General features: G+C 71.6%; 17 protein-coding genes and 1 pseudogene. 11 read left to right on the plus strand and 7 right to left on the minus strand.

Going from position 1 to position 18,997, the window contains the following annotated elements; all coding sequences use genetic code 11:
- The 7 genes from NI25_RS27100 to NI25_RS27130 are packed head-to-tail and all read left to right on the plus strand — an operon-like array spanning position 1 to position 7,353.
- Positions 1-1,257, plus strand: coding sequence for an MCE family protein (locus NI25_RS27100; protein WP_061444941.1), 1,257 nt, complete (start codon positions 1-3; stop codon positions 1,255-1,257).
- Entirely contained in the window at positions 1,254-2,318 is a 1,065-nt protein-coding gene (locus NI25_RS27105) for an MCE family protein (RefSeq protein WP_061444942.1), read from the plus strand. The genes NI25_RS27100 and NI25_RS27105 overlap by 4 nt, the downstream gene beginning before the upstream one ends.
- On the plus strand, positions 2,315-3,364 hold the full coding sequence (locus NI25_RS27110; protein ID WP_061444943.1) for an MCE family protein: 1,050 nt from the start codon (positions 2,315-2,317) through the stop codon (positions 3,362-3,364). The genes NI25_RS27105 and NI25_RS27110 overlap by 4 nt, the downstream gene beginning before the upstream one ends.
- Positions 3,361-4,395 carry an MCE family protein gene (locus NI25_RS27115; protein WP_061444944.1) on the plus strand — a complete coding sequence of 345 codons (1,035 nt, stop codon included), beginning with the start codon at positions 3,361-3,363 and terminating at the stop codon, positions 4,393-4,395. The genes NI25_RS27110 and NI25_RS27115 overlap by 4 nt, the downstream gene beginning before the upstream one ends.
- Positions 4,392-5,549, plus strand: coding sequence for an MCE family protein (locus NI25_RS27120; protein ID WP_061444945.1), 1,158 nt, complete (start codon positions 4,392-4,394; stop codon positions 5,547-5,549). Before NI25_RS27115 ends, NI25_RS27120 begins: the two co-directional genes overlap by 4 nt.
- Complete coding sequence (locus NI25_RS27125; RefSeq protein WP_061444946.1) at positions 5,546-6,832, plus strand: MlaD family protein; 1,287 nt, start codon at positions 5,546-5,548, stop codon at positions 6,830-6,832. Before NI25_RS27120 ends, NI25_RS27125 begins: the two co-directional genes overlap by 4 nt.
- Positions 6,829-7,353, plus strand: coding sequence for a hypothetical protein (locus NI25_RS27130; protein ID WP_061444947.1), 525 nt, complete (start codon positions 6,829-6,831; stop codon positions 7,351-7,353). Before NI25_RS27125 ends, NI25_RS27130 begins: the two co-directional genes overlap by 4 nt.
- 32 nt (positions 7,354-7,385) lie before the next feature.
- On the opposite strand, the pseudogene NI25_RS40810 reads toward NI25_RS27130, so the two are convergent.
- A pseudogene (locus NI25_RS40810) lies at positions 7,386-7,463 on the minus strand (hypothetical protein); the annotation flags it as partial.
- On the opposite strand from NI25_RS40810, the gene NI25_RS40365 reads away from it, so the two are divergent.
- From NI25_RS40365 to NI25_RS27150, 4 genes are all read left to right on the plus strand, one after another.
- Positions 7,434-8,102 (plus strand): hypothetical protein, encoded by a 669-nt coding sequence (locus tag NI25_RS40365; RefSeq protein WP_420710814.1) that lies wholly within the window; start codon positions 7,434-7,436, stop codon positions 8,100-8,102. The pseudogene NI25_RS40810 and the gene NI25_RS40365 overlap by 30 nt on opposite strands.
- 26 nt (positions 8,103-8,128) lie before the next feature.
- Complete coding sequence (locus NI25_RS27140) at positions 8,129-8,677, plus strand: nuclear transport factor 2 family protein (protein WP_061444949.1); 549 nt, start codon at positions 8,129-8,131, stop codon at positions 8,675-8,677.
- A 47-nt stretch (positions 8,678-8,724) separates the two neighbouring features.
- The gene (locus NI25_RS27145; RefSeq protein WP_061444950.1) at positions 8,725-9,489 is read left to right on the plus strand and encodes a hypothetical protein; all 765 of its coding nucleotides are present in this window, start codon (positions 8,725-8,727) and stop codon (positions 9,487-9,489) included.
- Positions 9,490-9,558: 69 nt separating this feature from the next.
- Positions 9,559-10,866, plus strand: coding sequence for a lytic transglycosylase domain-containing protein (locus tag NI25_RS27150; protein WP_061444951.1), 1,308 nt, complete (start codon positions 9,559-9,561; stop codon positions 10,864-10,866).
- Between the two features lie 14 nt (positions 10,867-10,880).
- On the opposite strand, the gene NI25_RS27155 is transcribed toward NI25_RS27150, so the two are convergent.
- The 6 genes from NI25_RS27155 to NI25_RS27180 all read right to left on the minus strand — a co-directional run bounded on the left by NI25_RS27155 (position 10,881) and on the right by NI25_RS27180 (position 18,901).
- Positions 10,881-12,536, minus strand: coding sequence for a pyridoxal phosphate-dependent aminotransferase (locus NI25_RS27155; RefSeq protein ID WP_061444952.1), 1,656 nt, complete (start codon positions 12,534-12,536; stop codon positions 10,881-10,883).
- Between the two features lie 121 nt (positions 12,537-12,657).
- Entirely contained in the window at positions 12,658-13,806 is a 1,149-nt protein-coding gene (locus tag NI25_RS27160; RefSeq protein WP_061444953.1) for an aldose epimerase family protein, read from the minus strand.
- Between the two features lie 67 nt (positions 13,807-13,873).
- Entirely contained in the window at positions 13,874-15,118 is a 1,245-nt protein-coding gene (gene mmsB, locus NI25_RS27165; protein ID WP_061444954.1) for a multiple monosaccharide ABC transporter permease, read from the minus strand.
- Entirely contained in the window at positions 15,115-16,692 is a 1,578-nt protein-coding gene (mmsA, locus tag NI25_RS27170; protein WP_061444955.1) for a multiple monosaccharide ABC transporter ATP-binding protein, read from the minus strand. Before mmsA ends, mmsB begins: the two co-directional genes overlap by 4 nt.
- Before the next feature lie 32 nt (positions 16,693-16,724).
- Complete coding sequence (gene chvE / locus NI25_RS27175) at positions 16,725-17,834, minus strand: multiple monosaccharide ABC transporter substrate-binding protein (protein ID WP_061444956.1); 1,110 nt, start codon at positions 17,832-17,834, stop codon at positions 16,725-16,727.
- Positions 17,835-17,929: 95 nt separating this feature from the next.
- Positions 17,930-18,901, minus strand: coding sequence for a hypothetical protein (locus NI25_RS27180; protein ID WP_061444957.1), 972 nt, complete (start codon positions 18,899-18,901; stop codon positions 17,930-17,932).
- Positions 18,902-18,997 lie beyond the last annotated feature (96 nt).

Consider the following 18,997-nt stretch of genomic DNA (forward strand, 5'->3'; position numbering starts at 1 on the left):
ATGAGCCGACCGAGAGGACACACCCTGCGCCGCCGGCTCGCCGGAGTGGTGTTCGTGCTGGTGCCCGTCCTGCTGATCTGGCTGGCCGTCGCCGTCTACGACAAGAAGTTCACCGACTCCGACCCGGTGGTCGTCGAGACCGGCAGCGCCGGCAACCAGATGCACCCCGGCGCCGAGGTGAAACTGCGCGGCGTCGTCGTCGGCGAGGTCCGCGCGATCGACGCCACCGGCGACGGCGCCCGGCTCACCCTCGCCATGAAGCCCGGCGCGCTGGACGACGTACCGTCCGACGTCCGCGCGCAGATGCTGCCCACCACGTTGTTCGGCGAGCGGTTCGTCGCCCTCGTGCCCCCCGCGAACCCCTCGCCCGAGCCGCTCGCCGCCGGTGCCGTCGTCCCCCAGGACCGGTCCGCGAACGCCATCGAACTCCAGCAGGTCCTCGACGACGTCCTGCCGATGCTCACCGCCGTCCAGCCGCAGAAGCTCTCCGCGACCCTGTCCGCCGTCTCGCAGGCCCTCGAAGGACGCGGAGAGCGGCTCGGCGAGACGCTGAGCCTGCTGGACGAGCACCTGGCCGAGTTCAACCCCAACCTGCCCGCCCTCAACCGCGACCTCAGGGAACTCGTGAAGGTCAGCCACGTCTACGCGGACGCCGCGCCCGACATCCTCACGGCGCTCACCGACTTCACCACCACCAGCGGCACCCTCGCCGAGCGGGAGACGGAACTCGCCGCCACCCTCGGCGCCACGACCCGCACGGCCGAGGACGTGACCGACTTCCTGCGCAAGAACAAGGACAACATCATCCGGCTCGGCGACACCGGCCGCCCCACCCTCGAACTGCTCGCCGAGTACTCCTCCGCCTTCCCCTGCACCCTGCGCACCCTCGCCGACTTCGTGCCGGCCATGGACAAGGCGCTCGGCAAGGGCACCGACCGGCCCGGCATCCACGTCGACGTCACCAGCGTCGCCTCCCGCGGCGCCTACCGGCCCGGCCGCGACACCCCGGCCTACGACGCCGGCGGCGGACCCCGCTGCCCCGCCGTGCCCTACCTCGGCACCCTGCCCCGGCCCGCCGCCCGGGCCGCCACCCCGGCGGCCGCGCAGGACCTCGGACCCGCCAACTCCCCGCAGGAGAACGACCTCGTCAACGAACTGATCGCCCCGGCCGCCGGCGAGAGCCCCGGCGACCTGCCCGACTGGAGCAGCCTGCTCGTCGGCCCCGTCTACCGCGGTACGGAGGTGACCCTGCGATGACCGGAGCCGACCACGCGCACACCCGGCGCCGCCCGCTGACCGGACCACTGGTCAAGTCCCTCGTCTTCGTGGTGGTCACCGCCCTCGCCACCACCGTCCTCGGCCTGAGCGTGGCCGGCACCGGTGTGGACTCCGGCACCGGCACCCGCACCTACAAGGCCCTGTTCACCGACGTCACCGGGCTCGTGGACGGCGACAGCGTGCGGATCTCCGGGGTGAGCGTCGGCGAGGTCACCGACGTACGCGTCGTCGACCGGCGCACCGCCCAGGTCACCTTCACCGTCCGCGACGACCGCACGCTGCCCCGCTCCACCACCGCCGCCGTGAAGTACCTCAACATGGTCGGTCAGCGCTACGTCTCCCTCGGACGCGGCAGCGGCGACCTCACCGGCACCCTCCCCGAGGGCGGCACCGTCCCGCTGGACCGCACCACGCCCGCGCTGGACCTGACCCTGCTCTTCAACGGCTTCAAGCCGCTGTTCGAGGGGCTGTCCCCGAAGGACGTCAACGAACTCGCCGGATCGATCGTGCAGGTGCTCCAGGGCGAGGGCGCCACCGTCGACAGCCTGATCCGCCACATCGGCTCGCTCGGCACGACCGTCGCCGCCAAGGACAAGGTGATCGGCCAGGTCGTCGAGAACCTCACCACCGTCCTGGACACCCTCAACGACCGCGAGGACGGCTTCGACGACCTCGTCGACACCCTCCAGAAGCTCGTCACCGGCTTCAACCAGGACCGCAAACCCCTCGGCGAGGCCGTCGCCGCCATGGGCGACCTGACCACCGTCACGGCCGGCCTCCTGGAGGACGGACGCGCCCCCCTCAAGAAGGACATCCGCGAACTGGGCCGGCTCTCCACCACCCTCGGCGAGCACACCCCGCAGATCGAGGACTTCCTCGAGAACAGCCCCGCCAAGATGACCGCCCTGACCCGACTGTCCTCCTACGGCTCGTGGTTCAACCTCTACCTCTGCGAGGCGCGCGTGAGCGGAGTGACCACCTCCGACGGTTCGAAGCCGCCGACCGGCATCGCGATCACCGAATCGAGGTGCCGCGGATGAAGCGCCCCCGCCCCCGTGTCAAGCCGGTCAAGGAACGCAACCCCGTCGCCGTCGGCATCGCCGGACTGCTCGCCCTCACCCTGCTGGCCCTCCTCGCCTACAACGTGGACCGGCTCCCGTTCGGCGGCGGCACCACCTACAGCGCCGACTTCTCCGAGGCCGCCGGCCTGGACGAGGGCGACGAGGTGCGCATCGCCGGGGTCAAGGTCGGCCAGGTCACCGGCGTCGCGCTGGACGGCGCCAAGGTCAAGGTCAGCTTCGAGGTCGAGGACGCCTGGGTCGGCGACCGCACGACCGCCGCCATCGCCATCAAGACGGTCCTGGGCGACAAGTACCTGGCACTCGACCCGCTCGGCTCCGGCCGCCAGGACCCCGGCACCCGCATCCCGCTCGCCCGCACCACCTCCCCCTACGACGTGACCCAGGCCTTCCAGGACCTGAGCGGCACCGTCGACGCCATCGACACCGGGAAGCTCGCGGAGAGCTTCGAGACCATCTCCGACACCTTCAAGGACTCACCGCCGCACGTGCGCAAGGCCGCCACCGGACTGTCCGACCTGTCGAAGTCGATCTCGAAGCGCGACGCGAAGCTGTCCGAACTCCTCAAGGGCAGCGCCAGGTTCACCAAGACGCTGGAGAACAGGAAGTCCAGCTTCGAGACCCTCATCGAGGACGGCGGCCCCCTGCTCGGCGAACTCCGCGACCGCCGCACCGCCATCAGCGCCCTGCTCAAGGGCAGCCAGGACCTCGGCACCGAACTCGGCGGCCTCGTCAAGGACAACGAGAAGCAGCTCGGCCCCACCCTCAAGGCGCTCGGCCGCGTCACCACCGTCCTGGAGAAGAACAACACCCAACTCGGCGAGACCCTCGCCCTGGTCGGCCCGTACTACCGGCTGGTCGGCAACACCCTCGGCAACGGCCGCTGGTTCGACAGCTACCTGTGCGGCGTCGTGCCCCGCTCCTACCTGCTCGAGACCTCCCAGCCCGAGACCGGATGCCTGCCGCCGAAACAGCCGGCGGCCGCCCAGGGGAGCGGTGCGCGATGACCCGACGCCGGAAGATCCTCACCGGGGTGCTCGCCCTCGTCGTGCTCGCCGCCGGCGGCCTGGCCGCCGCCCGCGCCCTCGAACCCGACGGCACCCGCGTCACCGCCTACTTCGACCGCGCCATCGGCGTCTACGCCGGCTCCGACCTGCGCATCCTCGGCGTGCGGGTCGGCGAGGTGGAGTCGGTCGACCCCGAGGGCACCAGGGTCCGCGTCGGCCTCCGCCTGGACGACGGGATCAAGGTCCCCGAGGACGCGCGGGCGGTCGTCGTCGCGCCGAGCGTCGTCGCCGACCGCTACGTGCAGCTCACCCCCGCCTACCGCGAGGGCCCCGCCCTCGCCGACGGCGCCGTACTGCCCGCCTCCCGCAACCACGTCCCCGTCGAGATCGACCAGATCTACGACTCCATCACCGAACTCGGCGACGCCCTCGGCCCGGACGGCGCCAACGCCGACGGCGCCCTGTCCGACCTGCTGAAGACCGGCGCGGACAACCTCGACGGCAACGGCGAGGCCATCGGTGACGGCGTGGAGGAGTTCGGCAAGGCCGCCAGGACCCTCGACGGCAGCAGCGGCGACCTGTTCAAGACGCTCGGCAGCCTCCAGACCTTCACCACCATGCTCAAGAACAAGGACACCGACGTCCGCACCGCGCAGGAACGCCTGGACGAGGTCGTCGGCTTCTTCGCCGACAACAAGGACGACCTCACCGGCGCCCTGGAGGAACTCGGCAAGGCCCTCGGCCAGGTCAAGACCTTCATCGAGGACAACCGCGGCGAGCTGAAGAAGAACGTCGACCGGCTCGTCCCCATCACCCGCACCCTGGTCGAGCAACGCGCCTCCCTGGCCGAGGCGCTGGACGTGGCACCGCTGGCCGCCGGCAACGTCGTGAACGCCTACAACCCCGACACCCGCACCCTCGACGGCCGCGCCAACCTCAACGAGATCAGCAGCGGCGGACCGCTGCTGCCGCTGCCCGTCGCCGGCGCGACCGGCGATGCGGCCGACGAGGAGAAGGGGGACGGCCGATGAGACGCGCCACGCTGCCCGGGGGCCGGGTCGCCGGTGTCGCCGCGGGCGGACTGATCGCCCTCGGCCTCGCCCTCGCCCTCGCCCTCGGCGGGATCCCGGCCGGGATGCCGGGCTTCGACGGCATCGAGGACCTGCCGCTGCCCGGCGGCGCCGACCTCGGCGACCACCCCTACACCGTCACCGCGGAACTCCAGGACGTACTGAGCCTGGTCCCGCACGCCGCCGTACGGGTCAACGACGTCGCCGTCGGCAGGATCACCGCCATCGAACTCGGCGAGGACGACTGGTCGGCCCGCGTCACCATGGAGATCAACGGCGACGTGCGGCTCCCCGCCGACGCCGCCGCCCGGCTCGAACAGTCCAGCCTGCTCGGCGAGAAGTACGTCCAGCTCGTCGCCCCCGCCAAGGAGACCGGAACCGGCCGGCTGACCGACGGCAGTGTCATCCCGCTGGCCCGCACCAGCCGCAGCACCGAGGTCGAGGAGGTGTTCGGCGCCCTGTCCCTGCTCCTCAACGGCGGCGGCGTGGGCCAGCTCAAGACCATCACCCGGGAACTCAACGCCGCGCTCGGCGGCCGCGAACCCGAGGTCCGCTCCATGCTGAAGCGGGTCGACACCCTGGTGGGGGACCTCGACGACCACCGCGACGACATCACCGACGCCCTCGACGCGGTCAACCGGCTCTCCTCGACCCTCGCCCACCGCAAGGAGGACGTCGGCACCGTCCTCACCGGCCTCTCGCCCGGACTGAAGACGCTGGAGAAACAGCGCGGCTCCCTGCTGACCATGCTGCGCTCCCTCGACACGCTCTCCGGCGTCGCCGTCTCCACCATCAACGCGAGCAAGGACGACATGATCGCCGACCTCAAGGCCGTCGCCCCGACGCTGAAGGCGCTCGCCGACGCGGGCACGGACCTGCCCGACTCGCTCCAGGTGCTGCTGACGTACCCGTTCACCGACGAGGTGCTGCGCGGGGTGAAGGGCGACTACCTGAACACCTACCTGAGCATGGTCGCCGCACCGGGGACCGAGGTGATCCCGCCGCTCGTGTCCGAGGACATGCCGTCCCCCGTCCCGTCGAGCGACCCGGCCTCGCCCCTGTCGCTGCCCTCCGTGTCCGGAACCGGAACCGACTCCGGAGGTGAGCACCGGTGATCACCCCGGCCGTACGGCTGAAGAACCTCGCCTTCCTCCTCATCGCCGTCCTCGCCCTCGCCTTCCTCGGCATCCGCTACGCCGACCTCGGCCGGTACGTGGGCGTCGCCGACTACTACACCGTGGACGTACAACTGCCGCGCACCGGAGGTCTGTTCACTCACTCGGACGTCACCTACCGGGGGGTCTCGGTGGGGCGTGTCGGCCCGATCGACCTCACCGGCGAAGGCGTCGTCGCCGAACTCCGCATCAAGAAGTCCGCGCCCCGCATCCCCGCCGACACCAAGGCCGTGGTCGCCGGGCTCTCCGCCGTCGGCGAGCAGTACATCGACCTGCGGCCCGAGAGCGACGGCTCCCCCTACCTCGCCGACGGCACCCGCATCGAACAGGCCGACACCGAGGTGCCCGCGCCCGTCACCGATGTCCTCACCAGCGTCGACGACCTGGTCGGCTCCGTCCCGCTGGAGAATCTGCGCACGGTCGTCGACGAGTTCGGCAAGGCCTTCGAGGGGCACGGCGACGACCTCCAGGTGCTGCTCGACAACGGCAGCGGCTTCGTCGAGGCCGCCGACCGCGCCCTGCCCTCCACCACCCGGCTCATCAACGACGGCGAGACCGTCCTGCGCACCCAGGCCCAGGAGGCGCGGGCCATCCGCGACTTCGCCGTCGGCGCGAAGGACCTGGCCGCAGCCCTCAAGGGCTCCGACGCCGACCTGCGCCGCCTCCTCGCCGTCACCCCCGAGGCCGCCACCCAGGTCAGCGGCCTGCTGCGGGACCTCGACCCGAGCCTCGGCGTGGTCCTCGCCAACCTGCTCACCACCTCCGAGGTCGCCGTCACCCGGCAGCGCGGCATCGAGGAACTCCTGGTGAAGTACCCGGCGGCCGTCTCCGCCGGCGCCACCGCCGTCGACGGGGGCACACTCAACCTCGGCCTGGCCGTCACCTTCTTCAGCCCCCTGCCCTGCACCGAGGGATACGGCGCCACGCGCTACCGCAACGGCCTGGACCTCGGCACGGCTCCCGCCCTCAACACCGACGCCGCCTGCACCGCACCGGCCTCCAGCGGCAAGAACGTGCGCGGATCGGCCAACGCCCCGAAGGGCGGCGCGGTGCCCGACCCCGCCGAACCCGGCTCCCTGCCCTCGGGCAGCGCCGGTACGCCCGCGAAGGGTGACGCCTCCCCGGCACTCCCCGGCGCACTGGCCCTGCCCGGACAGAGCGGCGAGGCGCCGGCCGGCCTCACCGGTCTCCTCGCCCCGGCCGGCACCGGGAGCACCCGGTGAGGCGGGCGCGGATCCTCACCGGGACGGGGCTCGCGCTGGCCCTCGCCTTCTGCGGCACCGGCGCGTGGACGTACACGCAGGCCCGCACCGACGACGCGCTCGCCTACGGCCGGGAGCGGGACGAGGCGCTCGCCGACGGGCGCGAGGGCATCGCCGTACTCACCACCCTCGACGCCGCCACCCGGCAGAGCGCGGAGCGCAGCATCCGGGACTGGCGCGCCGTCTCCACCGGTCCGCTGCGCAAGGAACTCGGCGACACCGAGGCCAAGGCGGGGAGTTCGGCGCGGGGCACGGTCACCGAGGCCGCCCTCACCGCGCTCGACACGCGCTCCGGCACGGCCAAGCTCATCGCCACCGTGCGCGTCGACATCACCCCCGCGGGGACCGCCGCGGCGGAGAGGCCGTCCACCGACCGCAAGCGCCTGGAGGCGGTCCTGGCCCGCACGGACGAGGGGGAGTGGAAGGTGAGGGCGCTGAGCGCGGTGCCGGTCGCGGAGGAGAAGGGCGGCGAGGAACGATGACACCGACGTGGCTGCGGCGCGGGAGCGCCGCCTCACCGAATTCCGCCGAGCCGGAGCCCGCTGAGTCGGGCACCGCTGAGCTGGATTCCGCCGAGCCGGAGCCCGCTGAGCCGGGCACCCCTGAGCCGGGCACCCCTGAGCCGGATTCCGCCGAGCCGACGCCCGTCGAGTCGGGCACCGCCGAGCCGACGCCCGCCGAGTCCGGGGCCTCCGACCCCGAAGCCGCCGCCCCCCGTCCGCCGAACGGGCGTCTGCGGAAGGCGGCCCTGGCCGGGACCGCCGCCGTCCTCGTCTTCGGCGGCTGCGGATTCTTCTACGCGGCCCACCAGTTGAGGTCCGAGGCGCCCGCCCGGAACCAGGCGCTCACCGACACCGAGGCCACCACCCGCGTCGTGGGCGACGTCGGCAACGCCCTCGCCCGGGTGTTCTCCTACACCCCGGACGGCACCGCGGCCGCCGAACGCTCCGCGAGCACCGTCCTCGACGGCCGCGCCGCCCGCCAGTACGAGACCCTCTTCGCCCGGGTCCGCGAGGACCTCACCGACCAGCGCGTCACCCTCAGCACCCGCGCCGTCCGCACCGGAGTGATCGAACTCGACGGCGGCAGGGCCCGCCTGCTGGTCTTCCTCGACCAGACCTCCCGCAAAGGCGAAGGCGACGCCGAGGCCACCACCGCCGCCGCCCAACTCACCGTCACGGCACGGCTCGACGGCGACCAGTGGCGGATCGTCGACATCAAGGCCCGCTGACCATGCGCGGGAGACTGGAGCACCCCATGAAACGCGCGGTCCGCCTCCTCGGCACCGGCCGGCCCCGGCCCCTCCCGGCCCTGGCCCTCGCCCTCACCCTCGCGGCGGGCGGCTCCGCGGCCTGGGCCGGTCAGGACTGGTACCGGGCGGCCCACGACGAGCGGGCCGCCTACGCCGCCCAGCGCGACGCGGCACTCTCCGCCGGGGAACAGGCCGTACAGAACCTGAACACCCTCGACCACCGTGAGCTCGAGCAGGGTCTCGACCTGTGGGAGTCGTCGACGACCGGCGAGCTGCACGAACAACTGGCCGATGGGCGCGACGAGTTCGCGGCACAGGTGAAGGAGGCGAAGACGGTGAGCACGGCCCGGGTGCTGTCCGGCGCCGTCACCGAACTCGACGACCGCGCAGGGCGGGCCCGGGTGCTGGTCGCCCTGCGCGTCACCGTCGAGGCGGCCGACGGGGCGAAGACCGACAAGGACAGCCGCATGCTCGGCGAACTCACCCGGACCGGCGGCCGGTGGAAGCTGAGCGCCCTGGGCCAGGCACCCGTGGGCGGCACATCGACCGGCTGACCCGGTCCCGTACCGAGCGAGCCGGCCGCAGCGAGGAGGACAGCACCATGTCGACGACCCGTCACCACATCAACCGCCAGCGGCGCCGCCAGGCCCGCGAGACCCGGCCCGCCGCCTCCGCCACGGTCCCGGAACGCGCCGAGGACGCAGAGCGCGCGGCGGCGCGGGGCCGCACGCGCGGCGCCACGGCCGTCCTGGAGCCCACGGAGGCCGCCACCGCCGGCCCGCCCACGACCGGGGACGAGCCGAAGGCCCCCAGCCGGGTCCGGCGCCGTCCCCCGCTCCTCGTGGTGCTCTGCGCGCTGACGGTGCTCCTCGGCGGCTTCGCGGGCTGGGCGCACGCCAAGGCGGAGGGGCTCAGGTCCGAGCCGGCGCGGAGCAACACCGCACTGACCGACCTCGCCCGCACCAGCGAGATCAAGGGACAGGTGGCCAAGGCCGTCAACCGCCTCTTCTCCTACGACCACACAGACCCCGAGGCCCTGGACAAGGCGGCGGAGGACCTCCTGACCGGCAAGGCCGTCGACCGGCACCGGGAACTCCTGGCCGACGTCCGCGAACGGGCCGACGCGCAGAAGGCCGTGATCACGACGACGGTCACCGACAGCGCGGTCGAGCGGATCGACGGCGACCGGGCCCGGGTCCTCGTCTACGCGGACCAGAGCAGCGTCGCCACCAGCGGCAAGAAGACCAAGGCAAGCGAGAAGACCGCACAGGACGAGGGGGTGTACGCGGCGGCCATGCTCGCCGTCGACGTCGTGCACCGCGACGGACGCTGGCTGGTCTCCGCCCTCGACACCTTCGGCCGCTGACGGCCGTCCGTGTCCCCCGACCTCCTCCCGCCCCCCGGACCTCCGACGGATCCGACAGGAGTGACGACCATGCCCGTACGCCGCGCCCGACGCCTGTACCGCGGGCGGACCCGCAAGGGACTGCGCACGACCGCCCTGGCGGTGGCGGCCATGGCGGCCCTCACCGCCTCCCAGGCCCCCGGCCTCACCAGGGGCGCGGAGGACGCCCACGCCGGACCGGCGGCCGACGATCCGGTCGTGCCGACGGCGGGCGGTCCGTTCGCCGAACTCGCCCCACCCGGCGACGGCTCCTACCACACCGAACTCCCGCCCCTGACGACGCGCGACGGCGGCCCGGCCGCCCCGGGGCCCGTGCGGGACCAGGTCCGCGTCCAGTCGGGCATCCCGGCCACCGTGCTGCGCGCCTACCGCGCCGCCGAGAAGGCCGTCGGCCGGACGGACCCCGGCTGCCGGCTGCCCTGGGAACTGCTCGCGGCGATCGGCAAGGTCGAGTCCGGCCAGGCACGCGGCGGCGCGGTCGACCGGAACGGCACGACCCTGAGCCGTATCACCGGGCCGCCCCTCAACGGCAAGGGCTTCGCCCTCATCCGGGACACGGACGGCGGAGCCCACGACGGCGACACGGTCTACGACCGGGCGGTGGGCCCGATGCAGTTCCTGCCGTCCACCTGGGCCCGCTGGGGCGCGGACGGCAACGGCGACGGCCGCGCCGACCCGAACAACGTCTTCGACGCGGCCCTCGCGGCCGGGCACTACCTCTGTGCCGGCGACCGGGACCTGGGCCGGGCCGCGGACCTGGACCGGGCGGTCCTCAGCTACAACAACTCCCGCAGCTACCTGGAGACGGTCAGACACTGGCTGGAGTTCTACCGGCGGGGAGTCCACCCCGTCCCCGACGGCGAGGGCGTCGTGCCGAAGAGCCCCGGCGCGGGCGGCGACACCCCGGCGACCGAGCCCGTCGACGGCGAGGGCGGCGGCAGCGGCGGCACGGGAGGCACCACGGGCGGACACGGGGGCGGGGGCGCCGGCGGAGACGCGGACGACGGCATCGTCATCGGCCCGGACCCGACCCCCACCGCGCCGGACGGCAGCCCGGGACCGTCCCCGTCCCGCCCCCTGCCGTCCACGGCACCGGTCCCGTCCTCCCCGTCGCTGCCCCCGGCGAGCGAGGGCCCCTCCCGGCCGCCGACCGGGACCCCCACCGAGAGCCCCACGGCCACCCCGGAACCCTCACCCGACCCGACCGCCACGGACGACTGCTCCACGGCACCGGAGTCCCCGTCCCCCGGCCCCACGGCCTCCCCGGCAAACCCGCCCTGCCCGACCCCGTCGGGCACGCCCACCGGCTCGACCGGCTCGACCGGCTCGGCCGAGTAGACCGGCCTGCCGGCTCACCCCGCCTGTCCCATGCCCGCCGCGTTCGGCCAGCCCGTCGCCGGGACCGACGACAGGCCGTCGGTGCCCCGGACCTGGGCGGCGGTGAGACCACCGCGGGCCGGGACGCCGGGCGGGGTCGGACCGACGGGCGCCGGATACGAAGCGGCCGGGGCGGCGGCGGGCGCGGGCATGGGCGCGGGCATGGGCATGGGCTGCGGAACCGGGGCGGGCGCGGGCTGCTGCGGGACCGGTGCCGGGTGGGGGACCGGCACCGGTCCGGGATACGGCGCCGGCTGGGGGACCGGCGCCGGAGGCGGCACGGTGGCCGCCGCCGGGGCGACGGGCACCGCGGCGGGGAGCGGCATGCCGGTGCCGGTGCCCGCCGGGGGAGCCGGAGCGGCGGCGACCCCCGGGGCATCGGCACCGGCGGTCCGGGCGGTGATCGCGCGCATGCCGGAACCGTTGGTCTCGCTCACCAGGCGGTCCACCGCCGCCGTGCCCGAGCTGTAGCCGGTCCCTGTGGCCGGCCCGGGCACGGCGGCTCCCCTCCCGGCCCCGTAGAGCACCTGTTCCAGGCCGGACACCAGACGACGAACATCGACCTGGGGGCGCACCACGAGACGCAGGAAGCGGCTGGACGAACCGATCTTGTTGCCGCACTCACGGACCAGGATCCGGTGCTCGGTGAGCATGCGGTCCCGGACCGCCGTGCCCTCCGCGCCCACCGGGAGGCGGACGAAGAGGAAGTTGCCCTGGGAGGGATAGACGGTCAGGCCGGGCAGCGCGGACAGCTGGGCGGCCATCTCCAGGCGGTCGCGCCGCACCTGGTGCAGGCTCCGCGCGTACTCGGGGCCGTGGTCGCGCAGCATGAACACCACGTGCTCCGCGAAGGAGTTGAGGTTCCACTTGGGCAGCATGGAACGCACCCGGCCCGCGAGCGCCGGGTTGGCGACGAGATAGCCGAAGCGGATGCCGTGCAGGCCGAAGTTCTTGCCGAGGCTGCGCAGCACGACGACGTTGGGGCGCAGCATCGCCTCCTGGACCACGCTGGGTTCGGCCTCCGCGTCGGCGAACTCCAGGAACGACTCGTCGACCACGACGAGGTCCCGGTCGGCCATCGCGTCCATGAACTGCACCAGCGCCTGCTTGTGCAGGTAGCCGCCGTCGGGGTTGTTGGGGTTGCAGACCACCACGGCCCGGGTGCCCCTGGCGCGGACGAACTCGGCGTACCGGGCGAGGTCGAGGGCGAAGCCGCCGGCCTCCTGGAGCGGGAACATGTCGACCCGCTTGTCGGTCTCCATGGGCTGGTCGGTCCAGCGGCCGAAGGTGGGGACGGGGACGGCGAGGGACTCCCGGACCAGCAGGTGGTCGATCCAGGTGATCAGCTCGGTCGAGCCGTTGCCCATCGCCACGCACTGCGGCGGGAGTTGGAGCAGGCCGCACAGTTCGGCGGTGATGGTGTCGGCGCTGCTCGGGTAGTACGTGATGATGTCGCGCAGCCGCCCGGCCAGCTCCTCGAACATCGCCGGGGTGGGGAAGTACGGGTTGCAGGGGATGCAGAAGTCCACCGGTCCGGCGCCCGCCGCCTCGCCGCTCTCCCGCGTCAGCGCCGCCATCGAGGGGCTGTGCGCCGCGGTGCCGCGGAAGAGCGAGGTGACGTTGCCGGACAAGTGGACCTCCGTGTGTGGGCGGCCCGTGCGGGGGACACGGGCCGCCCCTGAATACGGAGGCGGGCGGGGCACCGTTCAACGCGTGTGAAGAAAGTGTGCCCTCGCCCTTCGCGCCCGCGTCTCAGGCGTCGAAGGAGTGCACCGTCGACGTCCGGTACGTCTGGCCGGGCCGCAGCACGGTCGACGGGAACGACGGGTGGTTCGGCGAGTCCGGGAAGTGCTGGGTCTCCAGGCACAGGGCGTCGCCCTGGCGGTAGAGGGAGCCCCCGGTGCCGGTGAGGGTGCCGTCGAGGAAGTTGCCCGAGTAGAACTGCAGCCCGGGCTGGTCGGTGGCGATGCGCAGGGTGCGGCCCGAGGCGTGGTCGCGCAGGGTGGCGATGTGCTCGGGGCGGTCGGTGATGCCCTTGTCGAGCACCCAGTTGTGGTCGAAGCCCTTGGCGGTGACCAGTTGCGGGTGGGCGTCCCGGATGTCCCGGCCGATCGGCTTGGCCCTGCGGAAGTCGAAGGGCGTGCCGGACACCCGGGCCAGCTCGCCCGTCGGGATCAGGCCCGCGTCGGTGGGCGTGAAGCGGGAGGCGGCGATCGACAGCTCGTGGTCCTCGATCGTGCCGCTGCCCTCGCCGGCCAGGTTCCAGTAGACGTGGCTGGTGAGGTTGACGACGGTGGCCTTGTCGGTGGTGGCCTCGTAGTCGATGCGCCAGTCGCCGCGCCGGGTGAGGGTGTAGGTCACCTTCGCCTTGAGCGTGCCCGGGTAACCCATCTCGCCGTCGACGCTGGTGTAGTGGAGCACCAGGCCGGTGTCGGAGCCGCGGGTGAACGGCTCGACGTCCCAGACCCGGTAGTCGAAGCCGAGGGCGCCGCCGTGCAGGGAGTTCTCGCCGTCGTTGACGGAGAGCTGGTACTCCTTGCCGTCCAGGGTGAAGCGGCCCTTGGCGATGCGGTTGCCGTACCGCCCGATCAGGGCGCCGAAGTGCGGGCTGCGGGCCACGTAGTCGTCGAGGTTGTCGAAGCCCAGCGAGACGTTGGCGTAGCGGCCCCGGCGGTCCGGGATCTCCAGGGACTGCACGACGCCGCCGTACGACAGCACCTTCATCCGCGTGCCGCCGTTCTCCAGCGACCAGCGGTACACCTTCGTCCCGTCGGCGAGCCTGCCGAAGAGTTCCTTCACCGGTTTCCTGCCTCCCGACGCGTGCGCCGTGCCGCCGACCGCGGTGGCGGCCACGCCGGCCGCTGCCGCCGACGCGATGACCGTTCGTCTGCTCAGTTCCATACGTGCGGCTCCTGTACTTCCGTGAGAAGAAGCGGGCCCCGCCGTGAGTGGCGGGGCCCGAGATCCGTTACGAACCGACCCTGCGCTTGTTCCAGACGTCGAACCCGACCGCCGCCAGCAGCACCAGGCCCTTGATGACCTGCTGCCAGTCGGTGCCGATGCCGACGAGGTTCATGCCGTTGTTCAGCACGCCGAGGACCAGGCCTCCGATGATCGCGCCGAGGACCGTGCCGACGCCGCCGCTCATCGACGCGCCGCCGATGAACGAGGCCGCGATGGCCTCGAGTTCGAAGTTGAGGCCCGCCTTGGGCGAGGCCGCGTTGAAGCGGGCGGCGAAGACCAGACCCGCCAGGGCCGCGAGCATGCCCATGTTCAGGAAGACCAGGAAGGTGACCTTCTTGTCCTTCACGCCCGACAGCTTGGCCGCGGGCAGGTTGCCGCCGATGGCGTAGATGTGACGGCCGATGATCGCGTTGCGCATCAGGTAGCCGAAGCCGACGACCAGGACGCCCAGGATGAGCAGCACGATCGGGGCGCCCTTGTAGCTGGCCAGCAGCAGCGTGACCACGAGGACGGCGGCGACCAGCGCGACCAGCTTGAGCAGGAAGAGGTTGAGCGGCGGTACCTCGAGGGCGAACTCCTGCTGCCGCTTGCGGTCGCGGATCTCCTGGTACACCACGAAGGCGATCAGGGCGATGCCCAGCAACAGGGTCAGGTTGTGGTAGTTGGTGTTCGGGCCGACCTCGGGCAGGAAGCCGTTGGCGATCTTCTGCAGGTCCTTCGGGAACGGGCCGAGGGTCTGGCCCTTGAGGAAGATCTCCGTCAGACCGCGGAAGAGCAGCATGCCCGCGAGGGTCACGATGAACGACGGTATGCCGAGATAGGCGATGAAGAAGCCCTGCACCGAGCCGGCGGCGGCGCCGATGGCCAGGCAGAGGATCACCGCCACCGGCCAGGGCATGTCGTTCCTGACCATCAGGACGGCGGCCGTAGCGCCCACGAACGCGGTCAGCGACCCCACCGACAGGTCGATGTGACCCGCGATGATGACGAGCATCATGCCGATCGCGAGGATCAGGATGTAGCTGTTCTGCAGCACCAGGTTGGAGACGTTGCGCGGCAGCAGCAGGTCGCCGTCGGACCACACCGCGAACAGCACCACGATCAGGCCGAGGGCCATCAGCATGCCGTACTGGCGCATGTTGCGGCGCATGCCGTCGAGCATCAGCTGCAGCAGTCCGCCGCCGGAGGCCGGGCCCTCCCTGCCGGGCGGCGCCGGTGCCGGGGTCTTGGCGGTCACGTCCGTGCTCATCGGCCTACCTCTTCGTCCTTCAGGGACTTCTGGTCCTGCTTGTCCTTCGTCATCTGCCGCATCAGCGCCTCCTGCGAGGCCTCGGCCCGCGAGAACTCGCCCGTCAGCCGCCCGGCGGCCATCGTGTAGATGCGGTCGCACATGCCGAGCAGCTCCGGCAGCTCGGAGGAGATGAACACGACCGCCTTGCCCTCGGCCGCCAGGCGGTCGATGACGGTGTAGATCTCGTACTTGGCGCCCACGTCGATGCCGCGCGTGGGCTCGTCCAGGATCAGCACCTCGGGACCGGCGAAGATCCACTTGCTGAGGACGACCTTCTGCTGATTGCCGCCCGACAGCTTGCCGACCGGCTCGAAGACGGTCGGCGCCTTGATGTTCATGGACTTGCGGTAGTCCTCGGCGACCTGCCGCTCGCCGTGCTCGTCGACGACACCCCGCTTGGAGACCTTGCCCAGCGCGGTCAGCGAGATGTTCCGGTTGATGGTGTCGATGAGGTTGAGGCCGTAGTGCTTGCGGTCCTCGGTGACGTAGGCGATCCCGTGCCCGACCGCCTCCGGGACGGTCTTCGTACGGATCTCCTTGCCGTCCCTGAGGACCGTGCCGCCCGCGTGCCGGCCGTAGGTGCGGCCGAAGACGCTCATCGCCAGTTCGGTGCGGCCGGCGCCCATGAGTCCGGCGATGCCGACGATCTCGCCGCGCCGCACCTCGATGGAGACGTCGTCGACGACCTTGCGCTGCTGGTCGATGGGGTGGTGCACGGTCCAGTTGCGGATCTCCAGGGCCGGGGCCGCGCCCTTCTCGGGCTGGTGCGGGGTCCGGTCCGGGAAGCGGTTCTCCAGGTCGCGGCCGACCATGCCGCTGATGATCCGGTCCTCGGTCGTCTCCGCCGCCTTCACGTCGAGCGTCTCGATGGAGCGGCCGTCGCGGATGATGGTGACCGAGTCGGCGACCTTGCGGATCTCGTTGAGCTTGTGCGAGATGATGATCGAGGTCATGCCCTGCTCCTTCAACTGAAGGATCAGGTCGAGGAGTTTGCCGCTGTCCTCGTCGTTGAGCGCCGCCGTCGGCTCGTCGAGGATGAGCAGCTTCACCTTCTTGGAGAGCGCCTTGGCGATCTCCACCAGTTGCTGCTTGCCCACGCCGATGTCGGCGACGCGGGTCTCGGGGTGCTCGTCGAGACCGACCCGGCGCAGCAGTTCGGTGGCGTGCTTGAGGGTGTCGTTCCAGTTGATCAGTCCGCGCTTGGCGTGCTCGTTGCCGAGGAAGATGTTCTCCGCGATGGACAGATACGGCACCAGCGCCAGCTCCTGGTGGATGATCACGATGCCGTGCTGTTCGCTCGCCCGGATGTCCTTGAACCGGCAGGTCTCGCCCTCGAAGAGGACGTCACCCTCGTAACTGCCGTGCGGGTGGACGCCGGAGAGAACCTTCATCAGGGTGGACTTGCCGGCGCCGTTCTCCCCGCAGATGGCGTGGACCTCGCCCTGGCGAACGGTCAGCGTGACGTCCGACAGTGCTTTGACACCGGGAAAGGTCTTGACGATCGAGCGCATTTCCAGGACGGGTCCCGCCATGGTCGTGCCTTCCAATCCTTGAGGGGGCCCGGTTAGTTGAGCTGGTCCTCGGTGTAGTAGCCGCCGTCGACCAGGACCTTCTTGTAGTTGGACTTGTCGACGCTGACCGGCTGCAGCAGGTAGGCGGGGACGACCTTGGAGCCGTTGTCGTACGACTTGGTGTCGTTGACCTCGGGCTTCTTGTCGTTCAGGACCGCGTCGACCATGTTCGCCGCGACCTTGGCGAGCTGGCGCAGGTCCTTGAAGACGGTCTGGGTCTGCTGGCCCGCGATGATCGACTTCACCGAGGCGATCTCGGCGTCCTGGCCGGTGACGACGGGCATCGGCTTGCTGCCGGAGCCGTAGCCGTCGGACTTCAGGGCGGACAGGATGCCGATCGAGATGCCGTCGTACGGCGAGAGCACCGCGTCCACCTTGGCGTTGCGGTAGCTCGAGGTGAGCAGGTCGTCCATGCGCTTCTGGGCGGTGCCGCCGTCCCAGCGCAGGGTGGTGACCTGGTTGAGGTCGGTCTGCTTGGACCGCACGACCAGCTGGCCCTTGTCCATGTACGGCTTCAGGACCTTCATCGCGCCGTTGAAGAAGTACCTGGTGTTGTTGTCGTCGTTGGAGCCGGCGAACAGCTCGATGTTGAAGGGGCCCTTCTTGCCCGCCTTCAGACCGAGCTTGTCGACGATGTAGCCGCCCTGCAGCTCGCCGACCTTCTCGTTGTCGAAGGAGGCGTAGTAGTCGACGTTCTCCGTGCCGAGGATCAGACGGTCGTAGGAGATGACCGGGATGTCGGCGTCCGCGGCCTGCTGCATGACGTTGCCGAGGGACTTGTTGTCGATCGCGGCCACGATCAGGGCGTCCACGCCCTGCGTGATCATGTTCTCGATCTGGGAGACCTGCTGGTCCGGGTCGTCCTCGCCGAACACCAGCTTGGTCTTGAGGCCCTTGGCCTTCAGTTCCTTCTCGACGTTGGCGCCGTCGGTGATCCAGCGCTCGGAGGACTTGGTCGGCATCGCGATGCCGACGGTGGCGCCGTCGCTGCCTCCCTTGTCCTCCTCGCTGCCGCCCTCGCTGTTCTGGCCGCAGGCGGTCAGCGTGAGGGCGAGCGAGGCGGCGGAGGCTATCGCGGCGAGTGCGGCTCTGCGGTTGCGCATGGTCATCATCCTTGAGGTGAGGGCTGGATCGGCGACGCAGGTGTGTGGGATTGTGCGCGGTCGTGTCGCCTTTTGTGAAGGGATTTTCCGGAACGTTATGACGAGATCTCGAACCGGTTGAGCGCCCCCGGCAGCCGGGTGCCGAGCGGCGCCATGTCCCCGTCCGCCCCGTGCCGGGCGAGCAGATCGAGGGCGAGCCGGCCGCGCCGCACCCGCTCCTTGGCGGTGGCCAGCGTCAGTTCCCGCAGGTGGTGGCCGTACGGATAGATCCCGGGCGCCTTGGACAGGCCGAACTTCAGATACAGCGGCGCGCCGCGCCGGATCAGCTCGGCGACCTCGTACATCCGCACGTAGCCGCCGAGGTCGTCGGGAGCCTCGATGTACATGTCCATCGGCGCGGCCGAAACCCGTCGTATTTCGGTCAGGTGATCCGGCGTCAGGTCGCTGGGCACGTTGATGGAGTCGGCGCCGAGCCGCTCGTACACCGCGTACGAGGCCGGGTTGACCGGTCCGACGAGGGCCGACAGCTTGAGCGTGGTGTCGGCGGGGAGGAGGCCCGCGGCGCGGGCCCGGTGCAGCGTCCACAGCACGCCCTCGTCCGCGACCAGCAGACACTTGACGCCCAACCCGCTGGCCCGTACGGCGTCTTCGACGCACCCGGCGACCGCGGCGTGACCGCGTGCCCTGAGGCCCGCGCCGCCCGAGTCGGTCCGGGTGGAGCCGCCGATGTCCCAGGTGCCGCGCGGACCGGTGAACAGGCAGAGCTCGATGTCGCGTTCGGCGGTGGCCTCGACCATCTCGGTGATCTCGGCGTCGGTCAGCATCCACACGCCGCTGCCCTGGCTGATCCGGTGGATCGGCACGTCCAGCCGCGAGGACTCCTTGAGCACCACCGCCAGCGCCTCCGGCCCCTCGCAGGAGGGGATCTCGGTGCGCCAGCGGCCCCCGCCCGGGAAGGAGTGCGGCGAGGCGTCGGCGGGATCGGGGTCGGGCGCGGCCAGGCCGAGGGCGGTGAGGGCCTGCTCACCGGGCCTGCGTGCGGCTGCCGTGGCGGAAGGGTCGGTCACAAGCTGTCCTTAGTGTTCGATATGTCGGACGAAGTTCGCGGCGGCGGGTGTGAGGGGCTGCCGTGCCGGGGCCGGGGAGAGCCGCCCGGTGCGGTG

Source organism: Streptomyces sp. CCM_MD2014 (assembly GCF_000772045.1).
Taxonomy (GTDB): domain Bacteria; phylum Actinomycetota; class Actinomycetes; order Streptomycetales; family Streptomycetaceae; genus Streptomyces; species Streptomyces salinarius.

Bases quoted from the DNA above. Each gene is read 5' to 3' on its own strand.
- NI25_RS27100 (WP_061444941.1), top strand. From the start codon at position 1: ATGAGCCGACCGAGAGGACACACCCTGCGCCGCCGGCTCGCCGGAGTG.
- NI25_RS27105 (WP_061444942.1), top strand. From the start codon at position 1,254: ATGACCGGAGCCGACCACGCGCACACCCGGCGCCGCCCGCTGACCGGA.
- NI25_RS27110 (WP_061444943.1), top strand. From the start codon at position 2,315: ATGAAGCGCCCCCGCCCCCGTGTCAAGCCGGTCAAGGAACGCAACCCC.
- NI25_RS27115 (WP_061444944.1), top strand. From the start codon at position 3,361: ATGACCCGACGCCGGAAGATCCTCACCGGGGTGCTCGCCCTCGTCGTG.
- NI25_RS27120 (WP_061444945.1), top strand. From the start codon at position 4,392: ATGAGACGCGCCACGCTGCCCGGGGGCCGGGTCGCCGGTGTCGCCGCG.
- NI25_RS27140 (WP_061444949.1), top strand. From the start codon at position 8,129: ATGAAACGCGCGGTCCGCCTCCTCGGCACCGGCCGGCCCCGGCCCCTC.
- NI25_RS27145 (WP_061444950.1), top strand. From the start codon at position 8,725: ATGTCGACGACCCGTCACCACATCAACCGCCAGCGGCGCCGCCAGGCC.
- NI25_RS27150 (WP_061444951.1), top strand. From the start codon at position 9,559: ATGCCCGTACGCCGCGCCCGACGCCTGTACCGCGGGCGGACCCGCAAG.
- NI25_RS27160 (WP_061444953.1), bottom strand. From the start codon at position 13,806: ATGGAACTGAGCAGACGAACGGTCATCGCGTCGGCGGCAGCGGCCGGC.
- mmsB (WP_061444954.1), bottom strand. From the start codon at position 15,118: ATGAGCACGGACGTGACCGCCAAGACCCCGGCACCGGCGCCGCCCGGC.
- mmsA (WP_061444955.1), bottom strand. From the start codon at position 16,692: ATGGCGGGACCCGTCCTGGAAATGCGCTCGATCGTCAAGACCTTTCCC.
- chvE (WP_061444956.1), bottom strand. From the start codon at position 17,834: ATGCGCAACCGCAGAGCCGCACTCGCCGCGATAGCCTCCGCCGCCTCG.